General features: G+C 72.1%; 28 protein-coding genes. 13 read left to right on the forward strand and 15 right to left on the reverse strand.

What is annotated here, in order from left to right; translation table 11 throughout:
* Positions 1-73 precede the first annotated feature (73 nt).
* The 6 genes from ACQP12_RS16545 (at position 74) to ACQP12_RS16570 (ending at position 3669) form a co-directional block, all read left to right on the forward strand.
* Positions 74-1009, forward strand: coding sequence for an ion transporter (locus tag ACQP12_RS16545; RefSeq protein WP_433288998.1), 936 nt, complete (start codon positions 74-76; stop codon positions 1007-1009).
* Between the two features lie 85 nt (positions 1010-1094).
* The gene (locus tag ACQP12_RS16550; protein ID WP_433289000.1) at positions 1095-1916 is read left to right on the forward strand and encodes a hypothetical protein; all 822 of its coding nucleotides are present in this window, start codon (positions 1095-1097) and stop codon (positions 1914-1916) included.
* A 28-nt stretch (positions 1917-1944) separates the two neighbouring features.
* Positions 1945-2271 (forward strand): WXG100 family type VII secretion target, encoded by a 327-nt coding sequence (locus tag ACQP12_RS16555; protein ID WP_091257727.1) that lies wholly within the window; start codon positions 1945-1947, stop codon positions 2269-2271.
* 2 nt (positions 2272-2273) lie between these two features.
* On the forward strand, positions 2274-2768 hold the full coding sequence (locus ACQP12_RS16560; RefSeq protein WP_357204368.1) for a hypothetical protein: 495 nt from the start codon (positions 2274-2276) through the stop codon (positions 2766-2768).
* A complete protein-coding gene (locus ACQP12_RS16565; protein WP_433289002.1) occupies positions 2761-3249 on the forward strand; it encodes an EndoU domain-containing protein in 489 nt (162 codons plus the stop codon). Before ACQP12_RS16560 ends, ACQP12_RS16565 begins: the two co-directional genes overlap by 8 nt.
* A 3-nt stretch (positions 3250-3252) precedes the next feature.
* Positions 3253-3669: a hypothetical protein gene (locus tag ACQP12_RS16570; protein WP_433289004.1), complete on the forward strand. Its 417-nt coding sequence runs from the start codon at positions 3253-3255 to the stop codon at positions 3667-3669.
* A gap of 78 nt (positions 3670-3747) precedes the next feature.
* Here ACQP12_RS16570 and ACQP12_RS16575 read toward each other — a convergent pair whose 3' ends face one another.
* From ACQP12_RS16575 to ACQP12_RS16610, 8 genes are read right to left on the reverse strand one after another with little or no spacing between them, the layout of a single operon-like run.
* Positions 3748-5388: a DUF4127 family protein gene (locus ACQP12_RS16575; RefSeq protein ID WP_433289006.1), complete on the reverse strand. Its 1641-nt coding sequence runs from the start codon at positions 5386-5388 to the stop codon at positions 3748-3750.
* A 2-nt stretch (positions 5389-5390) separates the two neighbouring features.
* A complete protein-coding gene (locus tag ACQP12_RS16580; RefSeq protein ID WP_433289008.1) occupies positions 5391-6098 on the reverse strand; it encodes an N-acetylmannosamine-6-phosphate 2-epimerase in 708 nt (235 codons plus the stop codon).
* The gene (locus ACQP12_RS16585) at positions 6095-7009 is read right to left on the reverse strand and encodes an ROK family protein (RefSeq protein ID WP_433289009.1); all 915 of its coding nucleotides are present in this window, start codon (positions 7007-7009) and stop codon (positions 6095-6097) included. Before ACQP12_RS16585 ends, ACQP12_RS16580 begins: the two co-directional genes overlap by 4 nt.
* Complete coding sequence (locus ACQP12_RS16590; protein ID WP_151462263.1) at positions 7006-7848, reverse strand: carbohydrate ABC transporter permease; 843 nt, start codon at positions 7846-7848, stop codon at positions 7006-7008. The genes ACQP12_RS16585 and ACQP12_RS16590 overlap by 4 nt, the downstream gene beginning before the upstream one ends.
* Positions 7838-8785 (reverse strand): carbohydrate ABC transporter permease, encoded by a 948-nt coding sequence (locus tag ACQP12_RS16595; RefSeq protein WP_357943742.1) that lies wholly within the window; start codon positions 8783-8785, stop codon positions 7838-7840. The genes ACQP12_RS16590 and ACQP12_RS16595 overlap by 11 nt, the downstream gene beginning before the upstream one ends.
* Positions 8786-8796: 11 nt before the next feature.
* A complete protein-coding gene (locus ACQP12_RS16600; RefSeq protein WP_357943744.1) occupies positions 8797-10080 on the reverse strand; it encodes an ABC transporter substrate-binding protein in 1284 nt (427 codons plus the stop codon).
* A gap of 27 nt (positions 10081-10107) precedes the next feature.
* Positions 10108-11703, reverse strand: coding sequence for an FAD-dependent oxidoreductase (locus tag ACQP12_RS16605; protein ID WP_433289012.1), 1596 nt, complete (start codon positions 11701-11703; stop codon positions 10108-10110).
* A gap of 39 nt (positions 11704-11742) precedes the next feature.
* The gene (locus ACQP12_RS16610; RefSeq protein ID WP_433289014.1) at positions 11743-12744 is read right to left on the reverse strand and encodes a LacI family DNA-binding transcriptional regulator; all 1002 of its coding nucleotides are present in this window, start codon (positions 12742-12744) and stop codon (positions 11743-11745) included.
* A 415-nt stretch (positions 12745-13159) separates the two neighbouring features.
* Between ACQP12_RS16610 and ACQP12_RS16615 the strand changes: the two genes are divergently transcribed.
* Positions 13160-14512 (forward strand): hypothetical protein, encoded by a 1353-nt coding sequence (locus ACQP12_RS16615; protein ID WP_433289016.1) that lies wholly within the window; start codon positions 13160-13162, stop codon positions 14510-14512.
* Positions 14513-14572: 60 nt separating this feature from the next.
* On the opposite strand, the gene ACQP12_RS16620 is transcribed toward ACQP12_RS16615, so the two are convergent.
* From ACQP12_RS16620 to ACQP12_RS16635, 4 genes are read right to left on the reverse strand one after another with little or no spacing between them, the layout of a single operon-like run.
* Complete coding sequence (locus ACQP12_RS16620; protein WP_433289018.1) at positions 14573-15811, reverse strand: NAD(P)/FAD-dependent oxidoreductase; 1239 nt, start codon at positions 15809-15811, stop codon at positions 14573-14575.
* Positions 15812-15839: 28 nt separating this feature from the next.
* Positions 15840-16436 carry a GTP cyclohydrolase I FolE gene (gene folE / locus ACQP12_RS16625; RefSeq protein ID WP_433289020.1) on the reverse strand — a complete coding sequence of 199 codons (597 nt, stop codon included), beginning with the start codon at positions 16434-16436 and terminating at the stop codon, positions 15840-15842.
* A gap of 1 nt (position 16437) precedes the next feature.
* A complete protein-coding gene (locus ACQP12_RS16630; protein ID WP_433289022.1) occupies positions 16438-16833 on the reverse strand; it encodes a hypothetical protein in 396 nt (131 codons plus the stop codon).
* Positions 16833-17342, reverse strand: a complete 510-nt coding sequence (locus ACQP12_RS16635) for a DUF2231 domain-containing protein (RefSeq protein ID WP_433289024.1) — start codon at positions 17340-17342, stop codon at positions 16833-16835. The genes ACQP12_RS16630 and ACQP12_RS16635 overlap by 1 nt, the downstream gene beginning before the upstream one ends.
* 114 nt (positions 17343-17456) lie before the next feature.
* Between ACQP12_RS16635 and ACQP12_RS16640 the strand changes: the two genes are divergently transcribed.
* The 3 genes from ACQP12_RS16640 (at position 17457) to ACQP12_RS16650 (ending at position 20242) form a co-directional block, all read left to right on the forward strand.
* Positions 17457-18116 (forward strand): helix-turn-helix transcriptional regulator, encoded by a 660-nt coding sequence (locus ACQP12_RS16640; RefSeq protein ID WP_433289026.1) that lies wholly within the window; start codon positions 17457-17459, stop codon positions 18114-18116.
* Between the two features lie 64 nt (positions 18117-18180).
* Positions 18181-19653 (forward strand): M1 family metallopeptidase, encoded by a 1473-nt coding sequence (locus ACQP12_RS16645; RefSeq protein WP_433289028.1) that lies wholly within the window; start codon positions 18181-18183, stop codon positions 19651-19653.
* Positions 19654-19783: 130 nt separating this feature from the next.
* Positions 19784-20242 (forward strand): SRPBCC domain-containing protein, encoded by a 459-nt coding sequence (locus tag ACQP12_RS16650; protein WP_433289030.1) that lies wholly within the window; start codon positions 19784-19786, stop codon positions 20240-20242.
* Between the two features lie 40 nt (positions 20243-20282).
* Here ACQP12_RS16650 and ACQP12_RS16655 read toward each other — a convergent pair whose 3' ends face one another.
* Positions 20283-21248, reverse strand: coding sequence for a GlxA family transcriptional regulator (locus ACQP12_RS16655; protein WP_433289032.1), 966 nt, complete (start codon positions 21246-21248; stop codon positions 20283-20285).
* Between the two features lie 105 nt (positions 21249-21353).
* Between ACQP12_RS16655 and ACQP12_RS16660 the strand changes: the two genes are divergently transcribed.
* The 3 genes from ACQP12_RS16660 to ACQP12_RS16670 all read left to right on the forward strand — a co-directional run bounded on the left by ACQP12_RS16660 (position 21354) and on the right by ACQP12_RS16670 (position 23732).
* Entirely contained in the window at positions 21354-21782 is a 429-nt protein-coding gene (locus tag ACQP12_RS16660; RefSeq protein ID WP_433289034.1) for a DUF6010 family protein, read from the forward strand.
* Positions 21783-21916: 134 nt separating this feature from the next.
* Entirely contained in the window at positions 21917-22813 is an 897-nt protein-coding gene (locus ACQP12_RS16665; RefSeq protein WP_433289036.1) for a GNAT family N-acetyltransferase, read from the forward strand.
* Between the two features lie 124 nt (positions 22814-22937).
* A complete protein-coding gene (locus ACQP12_RS16670) occupies positions 22938-23732 on the forward strand; it encodes a S1 family peptidase (protein ID WP_357950985.1) in 795 nt (264 codons plus the stop codon).
* 74 nt (positions 23733-23806) lie between these two features.
* Here ACQP12_RS16670 and ACQP12_RS16675 read toward each other — a convergent pair whose 3' ends face one another.
* The gene (locus ACQP12_RS16675) at positions 23807-24286 is read right to left on the reverse strand and encodes an SRPBCC family protein (protein ID WP_433289038.1); all 480 of its coding nucleotides are present in this window, start codon (positions 24284-24286) and stop codon (positions 23807-23809) included.
* On the reverse strand, positions 24283-24621 hold the full coding sequence (locus tag ACQP12_RS16680; protein ID WP_262284028.1) for an ArsR/SmtB family transcription factor: 339 nt from the start codon (positions 24619-24621) through the stop codon (positions 24283-24285). Before ACQP12_RS16680 ends, ACQP12_RS16675 begins: the two co-directional genes overlap by 4 nt.
* Between the last annotated feature and the right edge of the window lie 63 nt (positions 24622-24684).

Below are 24684 nucleotides of genomic sequence, written 5' to 3' on the forward strand. Positions count from 1 at the left end.
TCCGCATGCTTGCCCGGCACCGCGCACCTGCTCAGTCCGACGGTCCCGCTGGGAGTGTGGGCGGGCCGGGGCGGTGAGGCCGTCCACCGTGCCCCGGCAGCGCAACGCACCGCCGGCCGGGCGGCCCAGCCTGGCGGAGCGCTGCCGGTTGATCGCCGACTCGCGTGCCTTCGACGTGGTGATCGTCGTGGTCATCATGCTCAACGGGATCGTGCTCGGCTTCGAGACCTACCGCGACGTCGGGGCGGCGCACCCCGTCCTGCGGTGGTTGGAGTGGTTCTTCCGGCTCGTCTTCGTCGTGGAGATCGCGATCCGGGTGCTGGCCTTCGGTCGCCGGCCGCAGGACTTCTTCCGGCACGGCTGGAACGTCTTCGACTTCCTGGTGATCGCCAGCATCTTCGTACCCGGCCTGCACGGCGACTCGGGGGTGCTGCGGTTCCTGCGGGTCGCCCGGGTGCTGCGGCTGGTGCGGTTCTCACCCGGTCTGCGCACCATTGTGGCGGCGCTGTGGCGCAGCCTGCCCGGCGTCGCGGGCTTCCTCGCGCTGGCCGCGGTCACGCTCTACGTGTACGGCATGGCCGGCTGGCTGATCTTCGGAACACGGTACCCGGAGCAGTACGGCGACATCGGCCGCTCGCTGCTGACCCTGTTCGTGCTGCTGTCGCTGGAGACCCTGCCGGACCTGCTTGAGCAGGGCATGGCCGTGTCGCCGTGGACGCTGGTCTACTACGTCAGCTACGTCCTGATCACGGTGAACCTGCTGCTCAACATCCTGATCGCGGTCATCGTCAACTCCATGGAGGAGGCCCGCCGGCTGGAGATGACCGAGCGGCTGTCGCCGGACTACGACGAGGACGGCGACGGGGTGCCCGACGAGCTCGACCGGATCGCCCTCACCCAGCGACTGGACGACCTGCGCGCCGTCATCGGCGAGCTCGAACGGGAGCTCCGGATCGACCGCGAGGACGGGCAGCACCGACCGCGCCCGCACCGCGACCGCGTGGGCTGACGCCCCCGCGTCCGTCCACAACAGACGCTGCTGCGGGTGATGCCGGTTGCTAGGGTCTTGGTGGCGGTGACGGGGAGGCTACGGGATGCCAGACGACGGCGATGTGGACTTCGTGCGGCGGGTGGGTGCCTACCGCCGGCAGCTGGCGGAGCTGCAGGCGGACCGGTCCCGGCCGGAGGCCGCCGCCGAGGGCCACGGAGACGCCGCGGACGGGCAGGTCAAAGTCGTCGCGGCGGCGGGCCGCCTGCGGTCGGTCGGGCTGGCCGCGCAGCTGATGCGACTGTCCGGTGATGATCTCGCCCCCGTCGTCGTGGAGGCGGCGAACAATGCGCTCGCCGCTGCCCGCGCCGACCCGGTGGGCGTCGAGCCCGCGCCCGAGCTGTCCGGACTGGCCGACGGTCTCGCCGCGGCCGTCGCCCAGAGCGAGCTGGCCTGGCGCCGCCTCCAGGAGGCGCTCAACGAGGCGATCACCAAGGCGGGCCCGCGCACCGGGCTCGGCGGCGACGTCCCCACTCAGGAAACGTCCGACCTGCTCGGCGGGGTCATGGAGGTGCTCAGGTCGGCCCGCGGAGTTCCGTCCGATGCCGGCGAGCCCCACGAGCCGGTGCGGCGGGGCGTGGGATCCGACGACGCGGGACACGTGTCGGCGGAGGTCGACGGCGCCGGTCGCGTCGTACGTCTGGAGCTGCGCGCCGGCCGGCTCACCTCCTGGCAGCTCGGTGAGCTGGTCGTCGAGGCGGTGAACCGGGCGCTGGACGAGGTGGGGACGGCGGACGCCGTACCTCCCGGACCGGTCGGGGAGGACCTCAGCCGGCGGGTGGCCGAGCTACAGGACGCCAGTGCCCGGCAGATGGCCGCGCTGACCGGGGCGTTGACCGGCATCATGGCCCGCATCCGGGAGCCGTGACGATGAGCGAGGGTCGGGGTGACAGGCGATGACCGGTGAGATCGAGATCAACCCGGAAGCGATTATCGACGCGGGCGACAACATCCTCGCTTCGGCGCAGCGCATCCGCTCCGCGGTCTCCGCCTTCAACGCCGAACTGGCGGCCTTCGGCACGCCCTGGGGCGGCGACGATCTGGGTTCGCTCATCGGGATGGTGTACGAGACGATCCGGGACCTGGCGATGGAGACCTACGACGCCAACCTGGTCGAGATCGAGGACATCGGCAAGCTGAGCCGGGTGATGGGCATGAACTATCAGGAGACCGAGCGGGCCATCGCCGAGCACCTCGGCCGCCTGCGCGAGATGTTGGGCTGACCATGGGCATGACACTTCCGGCCGAGCTGGTGTCCCTGCTGGGTGTGCTCGGGTACACCTGGCCCGAGGCCGACGAGACGAAGCTGCTGGAGATGGGGCAGGCGTGGCTGGCGTTCCCCGACCGCCTGGCGGCTCCCGTGGCCGAGGCCGATCGGTCGGCGCGGCAGCTCTGGACCGACAATCGCGACGCCGCCATCGAGCGCTTCCAGGCGACCTGGGAGGCAGGCGACTCGGCGAAGACGAACCTCGACGACGGCGCCGGCGCGGCGGCGCTGATCGGTGCCGGGCTCATGGTGTGCGCCGGCATCGTGCTCGCGCTGAAGATCAACGTGATCGTGCAGTTGACGCTGCTGGCCATCCAGATCGCGCAGGCGATCGCGACGGCCGCGGTCACCTTCGGGGCGTCGTTGCTGGAGATCCCGATCTTCAAACTCATCACCGGCGCCCTCATCGACCAGTTGCTGACCATGGCGACCGACGCGGTGCTCGGTGGGTAGCCGCGGCAAGGCCGGCCTGTTCCGGCCCGTGGAGAAATGGCTCCGGGCGCGGATGCGTCACCGCCGCTACGAGCACGTCTTCCGCGGCCACGTCAACACCAACGCCACTCCGCCACGCGGCACCGGCTTCCACCACCGCTTCCTGGGCGAGAACCCGCCGGGAGCGCGGGTCCGGGTCGACGCCAACGGGCGGGAGATGATCCTGGAACGCTACGTCGACGGCACGTACCGGGCCCGGGTCGACGTGCAGGACGCGACCGGCGTCTGGCGCCCGAAGCGGGGCGCCAGCACGTTCTTCCCCGACAACTGGACGCCACAGCGCGTCGACGAGACCATCGAGGGCGCGTTCCGGGCGGGGGGTCCCCACCCCGGGGATCCGAACAAGTGGCAGGGTAGGGCCAACGGGCTGCTGGTGGAGGGCTTCTACAATCCCGGCGGCACGACGTGGTATTCGGCCTGGCCGGTGGCGGGGGGCAACTGACACATGCAGGACGGCATCGAGTTCCAGCGGAACCAGTACGGCGCGCCTTCCCTGACGACGCGCAACGGGCACTTCCGCGACCTGGGCTCCCAGCTGGTGAGCGACATCCAGACGTACGCCCCGGACTGCCTGGAGCTGCTGCAGTGCATCGACGATGTGACGTCCGGACGTTCCGCGTACGAGGAGTTCGAGGGCAACTCCGCCGTCGTGCGCTGCACGCCCGAAGGCGTGACCGTGGAGAGCCTCGGGCCGGTGCCGTCCGGGACGACCTACACCGTCGATGAGGCCCGCGACGTGATCCTCCGCTACTTCGACTTCCTGGCGCCGTCGCCGGCCGAGAAGAAGCGGCACCTGGCCACCTGGGAGGGGGAGAACGGCCGGCCGTTCCCCGGCCGGGCACTGCTGCGCCTCACGGACTGAGGCCGAAAGGCCGCGAACCGGTCCGGTACCGCGCCGGTCGCGCCGGCGGGCCGACCCCCGGCGCGACCGGCCGTCCGGTCAGGACAGCTGCAGGCGAGGCTCCAGGATCACCTCGAAGAGCCGGTCCCACGGCAGCTCGACCCGGGCCGAGTCGAAGCGCGTCAGCGTCGCCGTGAACGTCCTCGCGCCCCGCCGGCCCAGCACGATGCGGTGCCCCGCGAAGTGGTCGGCGAAGTACCGCTCGGTCAGCGGCACGAGCCGCTCGCGTACCCAGCCGTCGAAGTAGCTCTTCTGCGCGGGCGTGAGCGCGAGCGGGTCCCAGCCCTGGGCCCGCGCGTGCGCGTACGCCTCGACCTGCACGATGTTCTTCCACGGGTCGTCCTTGACGAACCGGTAGAGCAGGTACTCGGCGTGCGCCCGGCCGGGCCCGCGCAGCTCGGGCACGCCGAACCCGCTGCCGGAGGAGCGCAGGTACGCCCACCGGGCGGTGCCGTGCCCGAGCGCCAGGCCGAGGGCGTTGCCGCCGGTGTTCCACCCCGAGTACGACAGCAGCGCCGCGAGGTCCAGACCGCTCTCCATCCGCGCGACCAGGTCGTGGTCGGCCTTGTTGACGATGAGCGGGTCCACCACGATGACCGGGGTGCCGGCGGCCTGCAGCTCGCCGATCCGCCCGACGAAGGCGTCCAGGTCGGCGGCCCGCTGGGCGGGCGCGGCCGACGGGGTGTTCACGGCGAGCACGAGGTCCGCGTCGCCGTCGACGACCCGCCCGCCCACGGCGGCCACGTGCCGGCGGATGTTCTCCGCGAACGGGATGCCCTCCAGCTGGGCGGTCCAGTTCTCGCCGGAGACGCCGGCGTACTCCACCCGGTAGGTGGGGGTCGTGCCGGCCGCGATCACCCGGGCGACCAGCAGCGCGTCGACCTCGTCGGCGCCGGGGAAGATCTCCACCCGGTCGGCCACGCCGAGCCGGGCGACGAGCGCCTCCAGTTCCACCCGCTCGGCGCGGGCCAGTCCGACCGGCGCGGTGTCGTCCTCGGAGAGCACGAGGTGGCTGATGGTGCCGTCGGCCACCCACTCGACCATCAGGCGGTTGACCTGGTGGTTGCGGGCCCGCGCGGCGAGGTAGTCCTCGACGACCTGGTCGGGGATCTGCGCCCGGACGGCGTCGAGCTGGGCCCGCAGCTCCTCCTGCCCGAGGTTGACCACCTGGTCGTAGAGCTTCGCCCAGCTGACCAGCGCGTCGCGGTACCGGTCCAGCTCGGTGCCGGTGCTGGTGACCGCGAGCCGCTGGATGGTGTCGTGCACCTCGATCACGGCGTCCGGCCGGGCCGCGCGCAGGTCCCGGACGGCGGCCAGGTTGTCCAGGGCGGCGGCCAGGGTCGGTGCGGCGGTCCGTGAGGCGATCAGGCCGCCGTAGGCGAGCATGCTGACCGAGATCACGTACCCGTCGACACCGTCGGTGGTGCCGAGCCAGCGGGCGATGGCGGCCCCGTCGCCGGGGGTGAAGAAGCGGCCCAGCAGTTCCCGCGGCGGCAGCTGCACCTGGGCGCCGGCGCTCGCGGCGGTCATCTGCGGCGCGTAGGTGTTGACCGGCCGGTCGTCCAATGGCACGAGTGCCACGGTCAGCTGCCGGCCGGCGGGCCCGGCGAACGCGGGCCGGCCGACGGCCACGGTGGCCAGCCCGGCCACGCCGGTGGCCAGGAGGGTACGTCTTCTCATGCTCACTCCCTCTTTTCCGGTGCGCTCGCCGCGCGGGGGGTGGCCGGCACGAGCCGGCGGGTGATCCACAGCGGTGAGGTGACGGCGTTGCCCATCACCACCGCGTGCGCACCCGCCTCGAAGGCCCGGCCGATCTGTTCCGTGGTGCGGTACCGCCCTTCGGCGATCACCGGTACGGACAGCTGTGCGACGAGTCGCGCCACGAGCCCGAGCTCGGGCCCGTCAGTCGGTGGGCTGGCCGGGGTGTAGCCGGACAGCGTGGTGGCGACGGCGTCGGCGCCGGCCTCGACGGCGGCGACGCCCTCGGCCGCGGTGGCAATGTCGGCGAGGATCAGCGCGTCGGTCCGTTCGCGGATCAGGTGGACCGTGTCGGCGAAGGTGCGTCCGTCCGGCCGGGGGCGGTCGGTGGCGTCGATCGCGATGATGTCCGCGCCGGCCAGTGCCACGTCGAGGGCGTGGGCCGCGGTCGGGGTGATGAAGACGCCCTCGGTGCCGTGCTTGTAGAGGCCGATCACCGGGACGTCGACGAGGGGGCGCACCGCGGCGATGTCGTCCGGTCCGTTGACCCGGACCGCCACCGCGCCGCCGCGCACCACCGCGGCCGCCACCCGGGCCTGCACGTACGGGTCGCGCATCGGGTCGTCCGGGTCGTCGGGCAGCGGCTGGCAGGACACCACCAGCCCGCCGGCCAGGTCGTCGAGCACGTTCACCGGTCGGTCCTTTCGATATCGTGGCTGTCCATGGCGAGCCGGGCCGCGCCGACCACGACGGCGTCGGTGCCCAGCGCCGCGGGCCGCAGGGGAACGTCGGCCCAGCCCGCCGGCAACTCGGCCGCGTAGGCGGCCGACGCGGCGGGCAGCAGGGCGCCGGCCGCGCCGCCGGCCACCAGGACGGCGTCCGGGTCGAGCAGGGCCACCAGCCCCGCCAGGGCCGCGCCGAGGGCGGCTCCGGCCCGGTCCACGACCCGCCCGGCGACCCCGTCCCCGGCCGCCGCGCGATCCGCCACGGTCCGGCCGGTGACCTGGGTTCCGGTTTCGAGGAAGTACGCGGCGGCCAGCCCGCTGCCCGAGGCGACCGCCTCCAGGTGCCCCGGCCGGCCGCATCCGCACCGCAGCCGCTCGGCCCCCGGCGCCGGCAGGTGCCCGACCCCGCCGGCCGCGCCGCGGGCACCGGCCTCGACGCGGCCGTCGCGCACGACCGCCCCGCCCAGCCCCGTGCCGACGGCCACCAGCAGCACGTGGGCGCGGTCCCGTCCGGCGCCGGCCCAGCACTCGCCCAGCGCGGCGGCGTACACGTCGTTGGTGACCCGCACCGGCCGGCCCAGCCGGGCGGCCAGCGCGTCGGCGACCGGGGTGCCGGTCCAGCCGGGCAGGCTGTCGGTGGCGTACCGGATGACGCCCGTGGCGGGCTCGACCGTGCCGGCGGTGCCCACCCCCACCGGTCCGGTGGCCGCGCCGAGCAGGCCGGCGGCCAGCCGCGCGGCGGCGTCAAGCACGGCGTCGGGCCCGGACCGGGCGGGCGTGCGCACCTCGCGGCGCTCCCGCACCCGCCCGCCCCGGTCGACCAGCGCGGCCGCCGTCTTGGTGCCGCCGATGTCGATGCCGACGACCGGTGCCGTCATCCCTTGAGACCGGTGTGCGCGAGGCCCTCGACGAACTGCTTCTGCGCGATGACGAACACCACCAGGACCGGCAGCGCGGTCATCGACGCCGCGGCCAGCTGGACGTCCCACATCGGGCCGCCGTAGGCGTCGACGAACTGGGTGAGCGCCTGGGGCAGCGTGAACTTCTCCGGCGAGGAGAGGAACACGATCGGCTCCAGGTACAGGTTCCAGCTGTGCAGGAAGGTGAAGATGGCCACCGCGCCCAGCGCCGGCCGCGACAGCGGCAGGGCGATCCGCCAGAACGTGGCGAAGCGGCCCAGCCCGTCGACCCGGGCCGCCTCCTCCAGCTCGCCGGGGAGGCTGATGAAGAACTGCCGCATGATGAACGTCGCCAGCACGCTCGGCGCGCCGAAGATCGGCACCAGGATGAGTGGCCAGTGGGTGTTGACCAGGCCGAGCTTGAAGAACATCTGGAACAGCGGCACGATCGTCACCTCGCTGGGGATGAGCAGGCCCGCGAGGACGACCAGGAACAGCACGTTCTGGCCGCGGAACCGGATGCGCGCGAAGGCGTACCCGGCCAGCGCCGACACGGCCAGGGTGCCGACCGTGACCAGCAGCGCGATGTAGAGGCTGTTCAGGTACTGCTGCCCGAACGGCTGCAACTCGAACACCCGCCGGTAGGCGTCGAGCCGCGGGTTGGTCGGCAGCAGGTCCGGCGGGAAGGCGAAGATGTCCGCCACCGGCTTCAGCGACGAGGTGACCATCCACCAGGTCGGGAAGACGAACGGGATCGCCAGGACCAGCAGCACCCCGTAGAGCACCAGCTTGGTCCGCCGCGACAGGTCACGACTCATGGAAGACCCACCTCTTGCGCATCTGCCACTGCAGCACGGTGAGCGCGAGCACGATGGCGAACAGCACGATCGACAGCGTGGCGCCGTAGCCGAAGTGATGGAACTGGAAGGCCTGCTGGTACAGGTAGTAGACGAGCACCGTCGTCGACGTGCCCGGTCCGCCCTGGGTGAGCACCGCGATCTGCGCGAAGACCTGCAGCGACCCGACCACGGTGATGATCGAGGTGAGCAGGATCGTGGGGCTGATCAGCGGCACGGTGATCCGCCAGAACTGCCGCAGCCGGCTCGCCCCGTCGACCTCCGCGGCCTCGTACAGGTCCGCCGGCACGCCCTGCAGGGCGGCCAGGAACAGCACCATGTTCAGGCCGACGTTCTTGAACACCTGCACGACGATGACCGACACCATCGCGGTGCCCTCGCCGCGCAGCCAGTTCGGCCCGTCGATGCCGACGGTGTCGAGCAGGCTGTTCAGCCCACCGTTGTCCTGCAGCAGGAAGCCCCACACGATGGTCCAGGCCACCAGCGAGACCACCACGGGGGAGAAGAACAGCGTGCGGAACAGGATCGTGCCGCGCAGTTTCTGGTTGAGCAGGACGGCCAGCAGCAACGCCAGGCCGAGGTTGACCACCACGAGGCCGACCGAGAACAGCCCGGTGGCGCGCAGCACCGCGCCGAGGTTGGGGTCGTCGGCGAGCGCCTGGTAGTTGTCGGTGCCCACGAAGTCGAAGGTCCCGGCGAGCACGTTCCACTCGTGGAGGCTGTACCAGACCACGAGGACCAGCGGCAGGATCACGAAGACGGCGCTGCCGAGCAGCTGCGGGGTGATGAACAGGTAACCGGTGAGCTGGTCCCGGCGGCGGGTGGTCCAGAACGGCCGGGCCCGGCCCGGGGCGGGCCCGGCAGTCGCCGGGCCCACCCTGGTGTCCGTCTGGGTCATGATCGTCAGCCCTACTTCGCCAGCAGCGGCTGGATCTTGGCGCAGACGCCGTCGAGCACGGCCTTGACGTCCGCGTTCGGCTGCCACAGCGGGTCGAGGCCGGCGCGGACCTGCTGGCTCAGCTCGGCCTGGCCGGCGTGGCTGGGCTTGACCACGCCGTTGGTGATGCCGTCGATGACGACCTTCTGCAGCTGCTCCGGCTTGAGCTTCGGGTTCGTCTTGGCGAGCGTCTCGGCGGTCAGCTGGGACTGCCGGGGCGGCGGGAAGAACTGGGCGAGCTTCGCCGCGTTCGTGGGGTTGGTGAAGAAGGCCAGGAAGTCGGCCGCCTGCTTGGCGTGCGGGCTCTTCTTCATCACCCCGAGGCCGGCCTGGCCGACCACCGCGTAGTTGCCCTTCGGCCCGGCCGGCAGCGGCACCAGGTCCCACCCGAAGCCGCCGTCCTTCAGCAGCGAGGCGCGGGAGATCTGGGTGACCGTCATGGCCGAGTCACCGGCGAAGAAGTCGGCCGTCGTGCCCGGACCGGGCAGCGCCTTCTGGGTGAAGGTGGCCTTGTGCAGGGTGGTCATCGCGTCGACCATCTCCGGGCTGTTGAACCCGCAGGTCTTCCCGTCCTCGCTCCAGGCCTGGGCGCCCCACCCGGTCCAGAAGGTGGACAGGTTGTCCCAGCCCTTGTAGTCGAAGTCCCGGATGACCAGGCCGGCCTTGCCGGACTTCGCCCCCGCCGCGGCGGCGGTGGCCAGGGCGTTGTCCCAGGTCCACTGCCCGGCAGCGATCAGCTCGGCCGGGGTCTTCTGCCCGGCCTTCTTGACCATGTCGGTGTTGACGAAGACCCCGAACGGCGAGGTCGAGAAGGGGTACGCGTAGAGCTTCCCGTCGTTCTGCCAGAGCTTGATCGTGGCGGGGGAGAGGTCCTCGTACTGGTAGCCCTCGGTCTTCTTGAGCGTGTCGTCCAAGGGCGCCAGCGCGCCCGAGGCCACGAAGTCGGGGGCGGAGTTCTCGAACACCCAGGCCAGGTCGGGCGCGTTCCCGCCGGCGATCTGGGTGGTGAGGGTGGTGGTGTAGTTGTCGAACGGCAGCGGGTCGAACTTGATCTCGGCGACGTCCGGGTGGCTCTTGCGGTACTCGTCGGCGATCTCGTTGAACAGCTTGAGGTGCGCCTCGTTGGCCGACCAGACGGTCATCCGCAGCTTCGCCGGACCGCTGTCGGCGGAGTCGCCACCGCCGCCGCAGGCGGTCAGGGCGAGCGCGCCGGCCAGCGCCACGGCGACGCCGCGCAAAGCCTTTCCTGCTCTCACAATCTTCTCCTCACCGGGGGTGTGTGTTCAGTAGCCCGCGATCCGCGGCCAGCGCTGTTCCACGCCGGCCGCGGTGAGGCGGTCCTGGAAGTCGGCCAGCAGACGGGGGGTGTTGCGGACCGCACGCGGGGACTCGCCCCGCGCCAGACAGAAGTCGGCGAGCAGGCCGGCGACCTCGCCGACGTTCCACTCGACCGGGTGCAGCCGGTAGCTGCCGTTGGTGACGTGGGTGGTGCCGATGTTCTTGCCGGCCGGCAGCAGGTTCTCCATCCGCTGCGGGATCAGCGCGCCGAGCGGGATCTCGAACGGGCAGGAGCCCACGTCGATGTAGTTGTCGCCGCCGGTCGACGGGTGCAGGTCGATCCGGTACATGCCCACGCCCACCGCGTCCGGGTAGCTGACCGCGCCGTGGTCGCCCCGGACCGCCAGGGACAGGTCCTGCTCGGCGACGGTGTACTCGGCCCGGATCCGGCGGGACTCGCGGATGTACGGGGCCTGGGCCAGGCCGTCGGGGCTGCCGGTCACGTCGCCGCGCAGCCGCAGGCCGGGGAAGCCGGTGCCGCCGTCGGGCCGGGGCGCCTCGGTCTGCAGCCAGTAGAGCACCGAGTACGACAGCTCGCGGGCCTTGGCCAGGTGCCACGACGCGTTCGGCACGTCGATGACCGGACCCTCGAAGTAGTCGATCATCGGCCAGTTGACCAGCGTGATGTCGCTGCCGTACGCGCCGTCGGTGAAGTTGCGCCGGGCGGCGATCCGCCGGAACGTCCACAGGTTGCCGTCACCGGGGTTGACGCGCTGGTCGGCGTTGACGCTCAACGGGTCGTCGTCCGGGTTCGGGGTGAAGCTGCGCTCGACGATCTCCAGCGTGCGCGGGTGCGGCGACTTCCAGGACAGCAGCCGGTCACCCCAGAAGTCGGGCTTGTAGTCGCGCCAGAAGTCGTACCCCGCCGGGCGGTCGATGGTGTGGTCCCCGTCGACGTGGTCGATCGCGAAGCAGACGGACACCGCCTGCATGTTCATCGGCTGGGCCTCGGCCGGGGCGCTCGGCTCACCGGTCTCCTCCCGCGACTCGAACCCGGTGACGTACTCGGTGCCGGTCAGCGGCAGCAGCTCGCCGGTCTCGGTGGCGTCCAGGACGTACGGCGCGACCACGTCGATCCGCTCGTCCCGGTCGCGGTGCGCCAGCGTCACGCCGGTCACCCGGTCGCCGTCGGTCTCCGCGGCCACCGGCCGGTACGGCTGCAGCACCCGCAGCCGGCCCGAACCGCGGTACGGGGCGAGCATCTCCTCGAGGACGGCGACGGCCACCCGCGGCTCGTGGCAGAGCCGGCTCACCCAGCCCGCGCCGGGGTTGAGGTCGGTCCACGCCCGGGACCGTTCGGTCAACGGGAAGTGGCGACGGTAGTAGTCGCGGATGCCGTTGCGCAGCGCCCGGTAGCTGGCGGTGGCGCCGAACTGCTCGATCCAGGAGTGCTCGTCCGGCGGGACGGCCTGGCTGGTGAGCTGCCCGCCGAGCCAGTCGAACTCCTCGGTCAGGATGACGGACCGGCCGGTCCGGGCCGCGGCGAGCGCCGCGGCGACACCGCCCAGGCCGCCCCCGACGACGAGGACGTCCGCACGCATGATGACCACTTGCTTCCTTCCAGTTGCGCGGCCGACCGCTCAGCGTCGGTCGACCGCCAGATCAGGGGTGCCGAGGGTGCTGCCCTCGACGAGTTCGCAGGGGAGAAGTCGCTGCTGGAGGCCGCCCGCGCTGCCGTCGATGACGCCGGTCAGCACCTCGACCGACTGCCGGCCCATCTCCTCGCGGGGGATGCGGAACCCGGTGAACGCGATGTCGGTGGGGACGGGGACGGTCGGATCGCCGAGGGTCACGATCGACAGGTCGCCGGGCACGGTCAGGCCGCGGCGGCGGGCGGCCGCCTCCAGTGCCACCGCCGTGGCGAAGTCCTCCACGAACGCCGCCGTGCTCCCGTCGGCCAGCAGGTCGTCGAGGGTCGCGTCGGCCGCCCCGGGCGCCGCGGCCACCTGGCGGGCGCTCTCGGCGGTGCCCGCGGCGGCGACGAAGCCCTGGCGCCGGTCCTGTGAGGACTCGGCGGTCATGCCCATGCCCACGTAGGTGAGGCGGCGGTGGCCGTGCCGCAGCGCGGTCTCCACGAGCCGGGACACCGCCGAGGCGTAGTCGGCGCCGACGTAGGGGACCGGCCCGCCGGCGTCGTCGCGGCGCCCGACGGCCACGTACGGATATCCGTCACCGTTGAGCCGCTGCAGCTCCGCGCCGTCGATCTCGCGCCCGAGCAGGATGCACCCGTCGGCCAGCCGCAGCCGGTTGTCCTGGTGGAAGATGCGCCGCCGGCCGTCCACGACCGGTGCGCTGGTGAACAGGAGCAGGTCGCAGCCGACCCGCTCGGCGTACTCCTCGATGCCGAGCAGGAACGGGTGGAAGAAGTCCCGGCTGCCGCTGGGGAACGCGGGCTCGTAGGTGAAGACGCCGATGATCCGGTTGAACCGCGAGGCGAGGCGGCGAGCCACGGGGTCGGCGGCGTAGCCCGTCTCGGCGATGACCCGCAACACCCGGTCCCGGGTCTCCGGAGCGATCCGGACGTCCGCGTCGGTGCGGTTGTTGAGCACCAGCGACACGGTCGCCTGACTGACGCCGGCCATCCGCGCGATGTCACGCTGGGTGACACGTCTGAGGGGAGCGGTCACGTCGGGTCCTTCCGCTGCGGCTAATGCGTATTAGCGCTCGGGGTTGGGAAGGAGCCTGGCGGGTGGGGCGGCGCCTGTCAAGAGGTGGCCGGAAGATTTCGGCGCGATGAACCCGCTGGAGTAATGCGCATTAGCCGATCGGCCACCCGGCTGGTTGGCCGGTGGGCCGGGTGGATGGGCGCCTCGCCGGGCCACCTCTTGACAGAGGGGCCGCCGGGCGCGCAACATTCGAGAAACATAGACGCTAATACGTATTAGCACGGCGACGCCGCTGGCGTCGGCCGATCGATGTCCCCTGTGTTCTCACTGAGAGTCATCCCGCGCTGCTCGCGAACCGTCACCCGATCGCACCGACAGAAGAGGAAGCCGCATGACGAAGCCATCCGTCCCGTCCTCTCGACGCGCCGTCCTGGCCACGGCCGGCGCCAGCCTGCTCGTCGCCGCCCTGACCGGCGCCGCACCGGCCGCCGCGGATACCGGCCTCGACTTCCCCCAGTTCACCTACCAGGGCACCGCGTTCGACAAGAGCACCCTGGCCTACAACCCGACGAACGAGTTCATCTTCCCGAGCGTCATCCGGGCCGCCGACTACTTCCCCAACCCGCTCGGCACCTACTACCTGTACTACGCGCCGCACGAGCGTCCCGGCGGCATCGCCCTGGCGTACGCCGACTCGATCGACGGTCCGTGGACCGAGTACACCGCCAACCCCCTGATCAGCAACACCTGGCTGCCGCACTACTCCACGGTCAGCCACATCTCCTCGCCGCACGCCGTGTGGATCGAGGGGGAGCGGAAGCTGTTCCTCTACTTCCACGGCGAGAACTCCATCACCCGGTACGCGACCTCCGACGACGGCATCCACTTCAGCTACGGCGGCACCGCCGTCAGCCGGAACGAGACGACCGGCGGCGAGACCTCCTACGCCCGGGTGTTCGAGCAGTCCGTGCCCCGCCTGGGCACCCGGTACCTGATGGTCTTCATGGACAACCCGACCGCGGCGCTGCCCGGACCGACCGGGCCCGTGTCGCGGCGGATCCGCTGGGCGGTCTCCAACGACGCGCGGACCTGGACCATGCAGCCCGAACCGATCGTGACCCCGCAGGGCGACGAGGGTCCGAACGCCTCGGGCCCGTTCTTCCTGCGCTGGAACGACCGCAACGTCGTCATCTACCACGCCGCCGACGGCAACATGCACGCCGTGGACGTCGGGGAGAACTTCGACCAGGAGATCCACCTCGGCGTCGTGCACGACTCGATGGCCGCCGCCCCCGACCTCGGCCGCTCGGCCGCGCCGACGTTCTACTTCGACGGCCGGACCGCGCACATGTACTACGAGGCCGGCGGCCGGCTCACCGCGACCATCGGGCACGCCACCGCCACCCTGGCGAACCCCTTGCCGATGCGGCAGCTCGACTGCGCCGTGGACCGGCCGGTCCTGTGGCCGCCGAACCACCAGCTGGTCGACGTCAACGTGACCGCGGACCTGCACGACGGCGTGCTCGGCCCGAACGCGTTCTCCCTGACCGGCGTGACCGGCGGCGACGCCGCCGACGTCAGCGGCTTCGCCGTCGGGACGCCCGACACGAGCGGCAAGCTGCGGGCCGAACGGGCCGGTAACGGCGGGGACCGGGTCTACCAGCTCACCTACGCCGGCCACGACGAGATCGGCCGGCCGGTGGGCTGCACCGTCACCGTCACCGTCCCGCACGACCAGCGCTGATCGCCTGAGGCTCGGCCGGCACCCGCGGGTGCCGGCCGAGCCCGGCGGGCGCGACGCCGACTATGCGCTCCGGGGCCGCACCTCGTCGAGCGGCACGTCGGGGTCGGCCAGCCGGTGGAGGTCGACCGGGTGGGCCGCGGTGACGAGCCGCCGGATCGACGGGACGACGTCCCAGACGTTGACGTTCATGCCGGCGAGGACCCGCCCGCCGGCGGTCCAGAAGGCGATGAACTCGCGCTTGGCGACGTCGCCCCGGACGACGACCCGGTCGAACGCTCCGGGCGGGGCGTGTCCGGCGTACTCCATGCCCAGGTCGTACTGGTCGGTGTAGAAGTAGGGCAGGTCGTCGTAGCTGACCGGCTGTCCCAGCATGGCGCGGGCCGCCGCGGGGCCGCCGTGCAGCGCGTTGGCCCAGTGCTCGACGCGCAGGCGCCGCCCCAGCAGGGGATGGTAGGCGTTGGCGACGTCGCCGGCGGCGTACACGTCCGGGTCGGCGGTGCGCAGGGACGCGTCGACGTGGATGCCGTTCTCGACGGCGAGGCCCGCCGCGGTCGCCAGCTCGGTGTTCGGCCGCACGCCCACGGCGACCACCACGGCGTCGGCGGGCAGCTCGGTGCCGTCGGCCAGCAGGACCGAGGAGACCCGACCGGTGCCGCGGATCTCGTGGACCTGCGCGCCGAAGTGGAAGGTGACGCCGTGGTCCCGGTGCAGGTTGGCGAACACCTGGGCGATCTCGTCGCCGAGCACCCGGCGCAACGGCAGCGCCGCGGTCTCGACGACGTGGACGGTGGCGCCGCGCTGCCGGGCGGCGGCCGCGACCTCCAGGCCGATCCACCCCGCTCCGACGATCACGAGGTGCGCGCCGTCGACCAGCGCCCCGGCGATCCGGCGGCTGTCGGCGAGGGTGCGCAGCCGCAGCACCCCGTCCAGGTCGGTGCCGGGCGCCGCGAGGTCGCGGGGCGAGGCGCCGGTGGCCAGCAGCAGCTTGTCGTACCGCAGGTGCTGGCCGTCGGCGAGCCGGACCTCCCGGGCGGCGCGGTCGACGGCGGCGGCGCGGGCGGCGGTGCGCAGGTCGACGTCGTGCTCGGCGTACCACCCGGCGTCGTGCACGAACACGCTGTCGGGTTCGGCGCCGCCGGTCAGCAGGCCCTTGGACAGCGGCGGCCGCTCGTACGGTCGGTCGGGTTCGTCGCCGATCACGACGACGCCGCCGTCGTGGCCCTCCTCCCGCAGCGTCTGCGCGGCCCGCGCGCCGGCGAGCCCGGCGCCAACGATCACGAACGTGCCGGTCTTCGACATCGGTCCAGCTCCTTTCTGGGTGCGTCGATCAGCGGTGGCCGACCCCGGTCAGGGTGAAGAACTCGGCGCGCGAGCGGTGGTCGTCGCGCAGGGTGCCGAGCAGGGTGGAGGTGATGGTGCTGCTGCCGACGGCCCGGACGCCGCGCAGCGTCATGCACAGGTGTTCGGCTTCGATGACCACGCCGACCCCGCGCGGGCGCAGGTGGCTGGTCAGCCAGTCGGCGATCTGTTTGGTGAGGCGTTCCTGGACCTGCGGGCCGTGGGCGAACAGTTCGACCACCCGGGCCAGTTTGGACAGCCCCAGGATGCGCTCGCCGGGCAGGTAGCCGACGTGCGCCACGCCGACGAACGGCAGCAGGTGGTGTTCGCACACCGACCGGATCGGGATGGCCCGGGCCAGCACCAGCTCGTCGTAGCCCTCGTCGTTGTCGAAGGTGGTCAGCTGGAACTCGCGCGGCGTGAGCAGTTCGGCGTAGGCGCGGGCCATCCGGCCCGGGGTGTCGGCGAGCCCGTCGGCGGAGAGGTCGACGCCGAGCGCGGTGAGGAACTCCGCCGCCGCCCGTTCGGCGGCGGCCGGGTCGCGGCGGGGGCGCTCGTGCTGCACCCGCAGGGCGGTGACACTCACCTCAGCGACCTCCCACGCCGAGGGCCGCGAGCGCGGCCAGGACCAGCGTGGCGGCGGCGAACAGGCCGTGGCCGACCACCACCGGCACGGGGAACCGGGACTCGGCGGTGCCGGACCGGCGGGCGGGGATCCAGCGGGCCAGCATCGTGAACCCGAGCAGCGCCACCGGCAGGAGCGCCCCGAACCCGACCCACGCCAGCACGTCGTTGTCGAGGGCCAGGTAGGCGATCCACAGCACGAGGCCGACAACGGCCAGGGCGAAGTGGCCGAACACCAGGCCCGGCGCCAGTCGGCTGCCGCTTCCGGGTCGGTGGCCGCCCTGGCGGATCCAGGTGCCGAGCATGACGAAGCCACCGGCGGCGGTGATCAGCCAGGTGACGAGTGCGGCGATGCCCATCAGGAGTTCTCCTTGTCTGCGCGGTGGTAGCCCCGCGCCTGGGTGGTCTCGTCGGCGACGCGCACGCCGTACCGGTAGGCCAGTTCGCCGCCGAGGTAACCGGCGACGGCCAGGCCGGCGAGGCTGAGCGCCGAGAGCACGAGGGGTCCCACCGGCACCGGACCCGGCGTACCGCCGCCGCGCAGGGCGAAGTTCACCGCGTACGCGCCGGTGACCGCGAGGTTGATCACCATGTGGGCGAGCGCCGTGCGGAAGACGGGGGTGCCGGTGGGGATGGCGAACAGGTCCAGGAAGCCGGCGAGCGCGGCGGCGAGCGCGCCGACGACGCCGAGGCCGATGAGCCACCGTGCGCCGTCGGCCAGGCCCGCCGACCCGGGTACGAAACGGGTGGCGAGATCGAAGGCGAAGCTGGCCACCCAGGCGCCGATCGGCACCGCCACCAGCGCGGGATGAAGTGGGTGGCCGTAGCGACCGGCCAGGTTGCTCACCGGATGCTTGGCCTGATCCATGGGTCGCACGGGAACCCCCAGGTGATTTTCACCAACGCTCATTGGTGATAGCGATCATGGTGCCCCACCGCGTCCGGAATTTCAATAGCCTTCGTTGGTGATAACCTCGGGGCTGTGAGCACGGGGGAGCGCTGGAACGCGATGGCCGCGCTCGTCGACCGGTCCCGACGGGCGCTCTACGACTACGTCTGCCGGGCCGATCACCCGGTCACCCGCGAGGAGGCGGCCGAGGCGCACGGCATGTCCCGCAACCTCACCGCGTTCCACCTCGACAAGCTGGTCGAGTCCGGCCTGCTGCGATCCCGCTACGAGACGCCGGCCGACCAGCCCCGGGGCCGCGGCCGGACCCCGAAGGTCTACGAGGCGGCCGGCGACGGCGTGGCGATCACCGTTCCCGAGCGGCGCTACGAGCTCATCGCCGAGATCCTCGCCGACGCGGTCGCCGACGACCCGCACGACGCCCCCGAGGCGGCACGGCGGCATGCCCGCCAACGCGGCCGGACCATCGGCGCGCGGGTACGCGACAGCGGGGAGGACCTCGTCGGAGTGCTCGCCGGCCTCGGCTTCGAACCCGAGACGCTCGCCGAGCAGGTGCTGCTGCGCAACTGCCCGTTCCACGCCCTCGCCAGCCGGCAGACCGACCTGGTGTGCGGGCTCAACCACGCCTTCCTCGCCGGCCTGGTCGACGGCGCCGGCCGCACCGACCTGCTGCCCCGGCTCGCGCCACGCCCCGGCGCCTGCTGCGTCCGGCTGGAGGCCGTCGCGGAGCACTAGGCCCCTCGTTTCCGGTGACGAAGCGGGGCCCCACGGAAGTGGATCACTGCCGTATGGTGCGCTGATGCGTCGCCACGTCCCACTGAGCCTGCTTCTCGCACCGCTGCTCGTCACCGCGTGCACCACCGACCCGGCCGCCCCAGCCGCCGGCCCGTCCGCCCCCACGACCACGCCGAGCCCCACCGCCCCGGCCGTCGACTACACCGCCTGGCAGGCCGGGCGCTCGACCCCGGTGGCCGACAAGGTCTACCCGGCCCGGGGCACCGACGCCCTGGACGTCCTGCACTACGACCTGGTGCTGGACTGGGCGCCGGCGACGAAAACCCTCACGGGCACCGCCACCCTGCGGATCCGGCCCACCAAGGACGCTCCCAACGTGGTCCTCGACTTCATGCCCTACCAGGTCGACGGGGTGACGCTGGACGACACGACGGTCACCGGCACCGTCGCCAAGGAGAAGCTGACGGTGACCGCGCCGGTCGTCGCCGACAAGCCGGTGACGCTGGTGGTCAAGTACCACGGCAAGCCGAAGACGACGCCGATGCCCTCGCACCGCAAGGACGTGGAGGACCTGGGTCTCACCGTCACCAAGGAGGGCGGCCTCTGGACGATGCAGGAGCCGTTCGGGGCCTTCACCTGGTACCCGGCCAACGACCAGCCGTCCGACGAGGCCCTCTACGACATCCGGGTGACCGTCCCGGCGGGCTGGACCGCGATCGCCAGCGGCACCCCGGCCGGGCAGTCCGGCACCACGTTCACCTACCGCAGCGCCGACCCGGTCGCGACGTACCTGACCACTTTGGCGGTGGGCAGGTACCAGAAGCTGACCGCCAAGGGGCCCCGGGGCATCCCGCTGACCTTCTGGTACCGCAAGGGCGCCGACGACAAGCTGCTGCCGTACCTCAAGAAGTCCCCCCAGTATCTGGCCTGGCTGGAGAAGAAGTTCGGCCCCTACCCGTTCCCGTCCGGTGGCGTCGTGGTGGTGGACTCGGCGTCCGGCATGGAGACCCAGCAGATGATCACGATGGGCCGGAAGATCGAGAACACCAAGGCCCGCCGGGACCGCTGGGGAGGCGACCTGCTGCACGAGTACGCCCACCAGTGGTTCGGCGACTCCGTCACCCCGACCACCTGGACCGACCTGTGGCTGAACGAGGGTTGGGCCCAGTACGCCCAGGACCTGTACACCAAGGAGACCCTGCACCTCAGTGACGCCAGCCTGGACCGGTACCTGCGCGACGCCGACGCCGCCGTGCGCAAGAAGCTCGGCCCGCCCGGCAAGCCCAACCCGAAGAACTTCGCCGAGGGCAACGTCTACCTCTGCCCGGAGGCCATGCTGCACGAGATCCACCGGAAGCTGGGCGACAAGGCGTTCTTCGCGCTGGCCCGCGCCTGGGTGCAGGAGCAGCGCAACACCCAGCAGGACCGGGCCTCGTTCATCGCCTTCGTGAACAAGAAGACCGGGCGCGACTTCACCAAGCTCATCAACACGTGGCTCGACTCGAAGACCACGCCGAAGGCCGTCACCGTCGCGTGAGCCGAGCCGCCGCCGCGCCCCCCGGCCGGTAGGTGCCGGGGCGTGCGGCGGCGGCGCGACGTCCCACCCGGGTCGTGTCGAGGTGAGTGTGTCCCGATGCTTGTCCCGCGCGGGACATTAGATTTGCTCCATGTATTCGACCCGGATATCTCAACTCGTCAAGGCACCGCGCTCGGCCGTCTATCGGGCGCTTCTGGACCCAGCGGCGGTCGCCAGGTGGCGGGTGCCGACCGGCATGAGCGGCTACGTGCACGAGTTCGACGCGCGCGAGGGCGGCTCGTTGCGCGTCTCGCTCACCTACGAGACACCGGACAACACCGGCAAGTCGCGGGCGCACACCGACAGCTACCACGGCCACTTCGTCAGGATCGTGCCCGACCAGGAGGTGGTCGAGGTCGTCGAGTTCGAGACCGACGATCCCGCGCTCCAGGGTGCGATGACCATGACCACGACGCTGGCCGACGTGGACGGTGGCACCGAAGTCGTCGTCAGGCATGACGGCATTCCCGACGCGATCCCGGCCGAGGACAACGAGACGGGTACGCGCATGGCCCTGGCGAACCTCGCCAGACTCGTCGAAGCGGCCTGACGCCGCCCCGCACACCTGCCCAGGTCCAGATGGCGAGCTGTCACGCGGGCCCGGAGACCGACGTGCTTCGGTGGGGCGAGAACGTGCGCCGGTACGCCGACGGGCTGACCCCGACGAGTTCCTTGAACCGGTCGCGGAACGTCGTCGCGGAGGCGAAGCCGGTCGCCTGCCCCACCCGCTCGACGGGCATGTCGCTGGTCTCCAGCAGGTGTTGCGCCCGGCGTACCCGATGCTGGGTGAGCCACCGCATCGGCGTGGTTCCGGTCTGGGCGCGGAAGCGCCGCAACAGGGTGCGCACGCTGACGGCGGCCTCGGCTGCCATGTCGTCGAGGTCGATGTCCCGACCGGCGTTGCCGGCCAGCCACTGCAGCAGCGGCGCGAGGGAGCCGCTCGCGGTCGGTGGTTCGTAGGTGATGAACTGCGCCTGGCCGCCGGCGCGCTCCAGCGGCATCACCGAGGCGCGGGCGACATCCGCGGCGACGGCCGCGCCGTGGTCGCGCCGGACCATGTGCAGGCACAGGTCGAGCCCGGCGGCCGCCCCCGCCGAGGTCAGCACGTCACGCTCGTCGACGTAGAGCAGGTTCGGCTCGACGGTGACGGAGGGATGTCTGCGGGCCAGCTCCGCGGCGGCGGACCAGTGGGTGGTGGCCCGGCGGCCGTCGAGCAGGCCGGCCTCGGCCAGGATGAAGGCGCCCACGCAGATCGACGCCACCCGGGCGCCCCGCGCGGCCGCCGCCCGCAGGGCCCTGAGCAGTGGCGCCGAGGTCGGCGCGGCGAGGTCCGCGATGCCGGGCACGATCACCGTGTCCGCTTCGAGCAGGGTGTCGAGACGCCAGGGCGCGCGTAGCACGAAGGAACCCGCGTCGACCTCCCGGCGCTCGGCGCACACCTTCACCTGATAGGCCGGCGCGCCGCCGGGCAGCCGCGCCCTGCCGAACACCTCGAGCGCGGTCGTCAGGTCGAAGCCGACCACCCCGTCGAACGCCGCCACCGCCACCGTGTGCACCCGGCGACGTTACCCCCGGCCGCCGCGGGCGCCGTGGCGGTGAACCGTTGACGCGTGGCGCTCGCGGCACTGTTCGCCCTGCTCCCGCGGTCGTAGGTTCGCTGCATGATCGTGATCGCGCCCGTGTTGATCGGGCTGGCCTACGCCGCGCTGAACTCGTTGATCCCCGCCGTGCACCGCCGACCCTTCAACGCGATCATGGTCGCCGGGGCGGGCGCCGCCTACCTCAGCGGCGGCTTCGGCGTCTGGGAGCTGCTGTTCACCGCGGCGATGACGTACGTCGCCTTCCGGGGGCTGCGGTCCTGGCGGTGGATCGGCGTGGCGTGGCTGATGCACACCGCCTGGGACCTGCTGCACCACCGGTACGGCGAACCGATCCTGCCGTTCGCGGCGCACTCCTCGCTGGGCTGCGCGATCTGCGACCCGGTCATTGCCGCGTGGTGCCTCGCCGGCGGCAGGTCCGTGCCGGACCTGTGGCGGTCCTGGGTCGACCGGACGGCCGGCCGTCGCGCCGCCACCGGCGACGCGGCGTAGGACCGGACGCCGCCGTTGTTCCTGCGACGCCCGCGCCGGCTGCCACAAACCCGGAGCTCAGTCGGGTGTTCCACCTGATCGGGCGGGGCCGGCCCCCTGGCGGCCATCGTTGAAGCCTGACTAAAGTCAGGTATATGGACTCCGATCTCATCGCCACCGTGCGGCGGTTCAACCGGACGGTCACCCAGCGGGTGGGCGCGCTCGACGACCAGTACATGTCCCGCGATCGGCCGCTCGCGCAGGCGCGGCTGCTGTGGGAGATCGGCCCCGGCGGGGCCGAGGTCGCGGCGCTGCGGGCCCGGCTCGGACTGGACTCCGGGTACCTCAGCCGGCTCCTGCGCACCCTTGAGGGCGACGGGCTCGTGCGCGTCGGCCCGGCCGACCGGGCCGGTGGCGACGGGCGGGTGCGCGTCGCGGCCCTCACCGAGGCCGGACGGTCGGAGTGGGCCGAGCTGGACGAGCGATCCGATGAGCTGGCCCGGTCCATCCTCGAACCGCTCAGCGACCAGCGCCGCGAGCGCCTGGTCGCGGCCATGGCGGAGATGGAGCGGCTGCTCGTCGGCTCGATGGTGGTCGTCGAGCCGTGCCCACCGGGAGACCCCCGGGCCCGCGCCTGCGTGCGGGCCTACGCCCACGAGGTCGCGCGGCGCTTCGACGGCGGGTTCGACCCGGCGCTGAGCAAGCCGGTCCGCGACGAGGAACTCGTCGCGCCCGCCGGCGTGTTCCTGCTCGCCACCCTCAACGGCGAGCCGGTCGGCTGCGGCGCGATCAAGCTGCACGCCGGCGCGCCCGCGGAGATCAAGCGGGTCTGGGTGGCCGACGCCGTCCGGGGGCTCGGGGTCGGCCGCCGCCTGCTGGAGCAGCTGGAACGGCATGCCGCGGAGCGGGGCTGGACCGCCGTCCGGCTGGACACCAACCGCAATCTCACCGAGGCGATCGCGCTGTACCGCGCCACCGGATACCGGGAGGTCGCGCCGTACAACGACGAGCCGTACGCGCACCACTGGTTCGAGAAGTCCCTGAGGCCGTGACGGTCATATCGGCGCGATACGACCCGAAGGGTATGGCCAACTGATTCATTGATCTCAATATGCTGTCCGCAATCTCGAATCAGGTGTGCCCACGAGGCGCACCGGTCCTGATGCGGAGGAATTCATGGTTCGCTGGCGTACCCTCACCGGCCTGTTGGCCACCGCGCTCGCCGCGGTGACCGCGGGCAGTCTCACTCTCGCCGCACCCGCCGTCGCCGACCCCGCGCCGATCACGCCGAACGTCGTCGGCGGCACCCGCGCCGCACAGGGCGAATTCCCGTTCATGGTGCGGCTCTCGATGGGCTGCGGCGGCGCGCTGTACAGCCCCCGCCTGGTGCTCACCGCCGCGCACTGCGTCGGCCGCACGGGCACCAACACGAGCATCACGGCCACCCTCGGCGTGGTCGACCTCCAGTCGTCCAGCCGGATCACGGTGCGGTCGAACTACGTCTACCGCGCTCCCGGCTACAACGGCAGCGGCAAGGACTGGGCGCTGATCCGCCTGGCCACCCCGGTCACCGGGCTGAGCACCCTGAAGATCGCCAACACCACCGCCTACGACAGCGGCACGTTCACCATCGCCGGCTGGGGCGCGGCGACCGAAGGGGGCGGCCAGCAGCGGTACCTGCTCAAGGCGACCGTGCCGTTCGTCAGTGACGCCACCTGCAACGCCAACTACGGCGGCGACCTGATCCCCGCCGAGGAGATCTGCGCCGGGTACGCCAGCGGCGGCGTGGACACCTGCCAGGGCGACTCGGGCGGTCCGATGTTCCGTCGCGACGCCAGCAACGCCTGGATCCAGGTCGGCATCGTCAGCTGGGGCAACGGCTGCGCCCGCCCCAACTACCCGGGCGTCTACACCCAGGTGAGCTACTTCTCCTCGGCGATCGCCTCGGCCGCGGCGAGCCTCGGCGGCTGACCGCACGGCCCGACGGGCGGCCCGGCGTACGACCAGCCGGGCCGCCCTCGCGTGTGTCTCGTTCGGGGCAGCGGTCAGGCGTAGAGCGGCTTGCCGGTCTCCAGCAGCGTCTTGAGGTCGCTGAGGACCTCGGGCCAGCCACCGCCGGCGCTCTCGACCTGGCCGTTGACCTGGGCCATGGTCTGCGGCGCGTCGCCCAGCTCGTGGATCACCGTCAGGGAGGTGACGCCGTTGCCCCGCTCCGCGATCTCGTAGGTCAACCGGGTGGCCGGCTCGTCCAGCCAGGTCGGCCGCCAGGTCTGCACCAGCCGGACCGGCGGGTCCACCTCGATCACCTCGCCCTCCACGGGCACCTCGGGCATGCCGGACTCCCGGTGCTCGGGGATGGCCAGGGCCCGGTACCGGCCGCCCGGCCGCAGGTCGAATTCGGCCAGGCACTGGTAGCCGTACTGCCGGGTCCACTCCGGCTTGGTGATCGCGTCCCAGATCGCCTGCGGGGTGGCCTTGATGTAGACCCGGTAGACCTTGGTGGTCCCGGTCGTCGTGGTGGTCATCGTTTCTCCTTCGGGTCGTCGCGTTCGAGTTCCGCCTTGAGCTCCAGCAGGGTCGCGGTGTGGTGCGCGGTGTACTTGTCGATCCACCGGTCGTGGATCAGCCGGATCGGCACCGGGTTGAGGAAGTGCAGCTTCTCCCGGCCCTGCCGTCGGGTGACCACGAGACCGGCGTCCTCCAGCAGGCGCAGGTGCTTCATGACGCCGAAGCGGGTCATCGCCAGCTCGGACTCCAGCTCGGTCAGCGTCTGGCCGTCGCGGACGAAGAGCCGGTCGAGCAGGGCGCGCCGGGTCGGGTCGGCGAGCGCCTTGAACACCAGATCGTCGTCGTCGCTCACGAGACGAGAATAGGTGACCAGATGGTCACATGTCAACGATGGCGAGATGTGGGAGTCGTACCG

It is taken from the genome of Micromonospora sp. CA-244673 (assembly GCF_050948395.1).
Lineage (GTDB): Bacteria > Actinomycetota > Actinomycetes > Mycobacteriales > Micromonosporaceae > Micromonospora.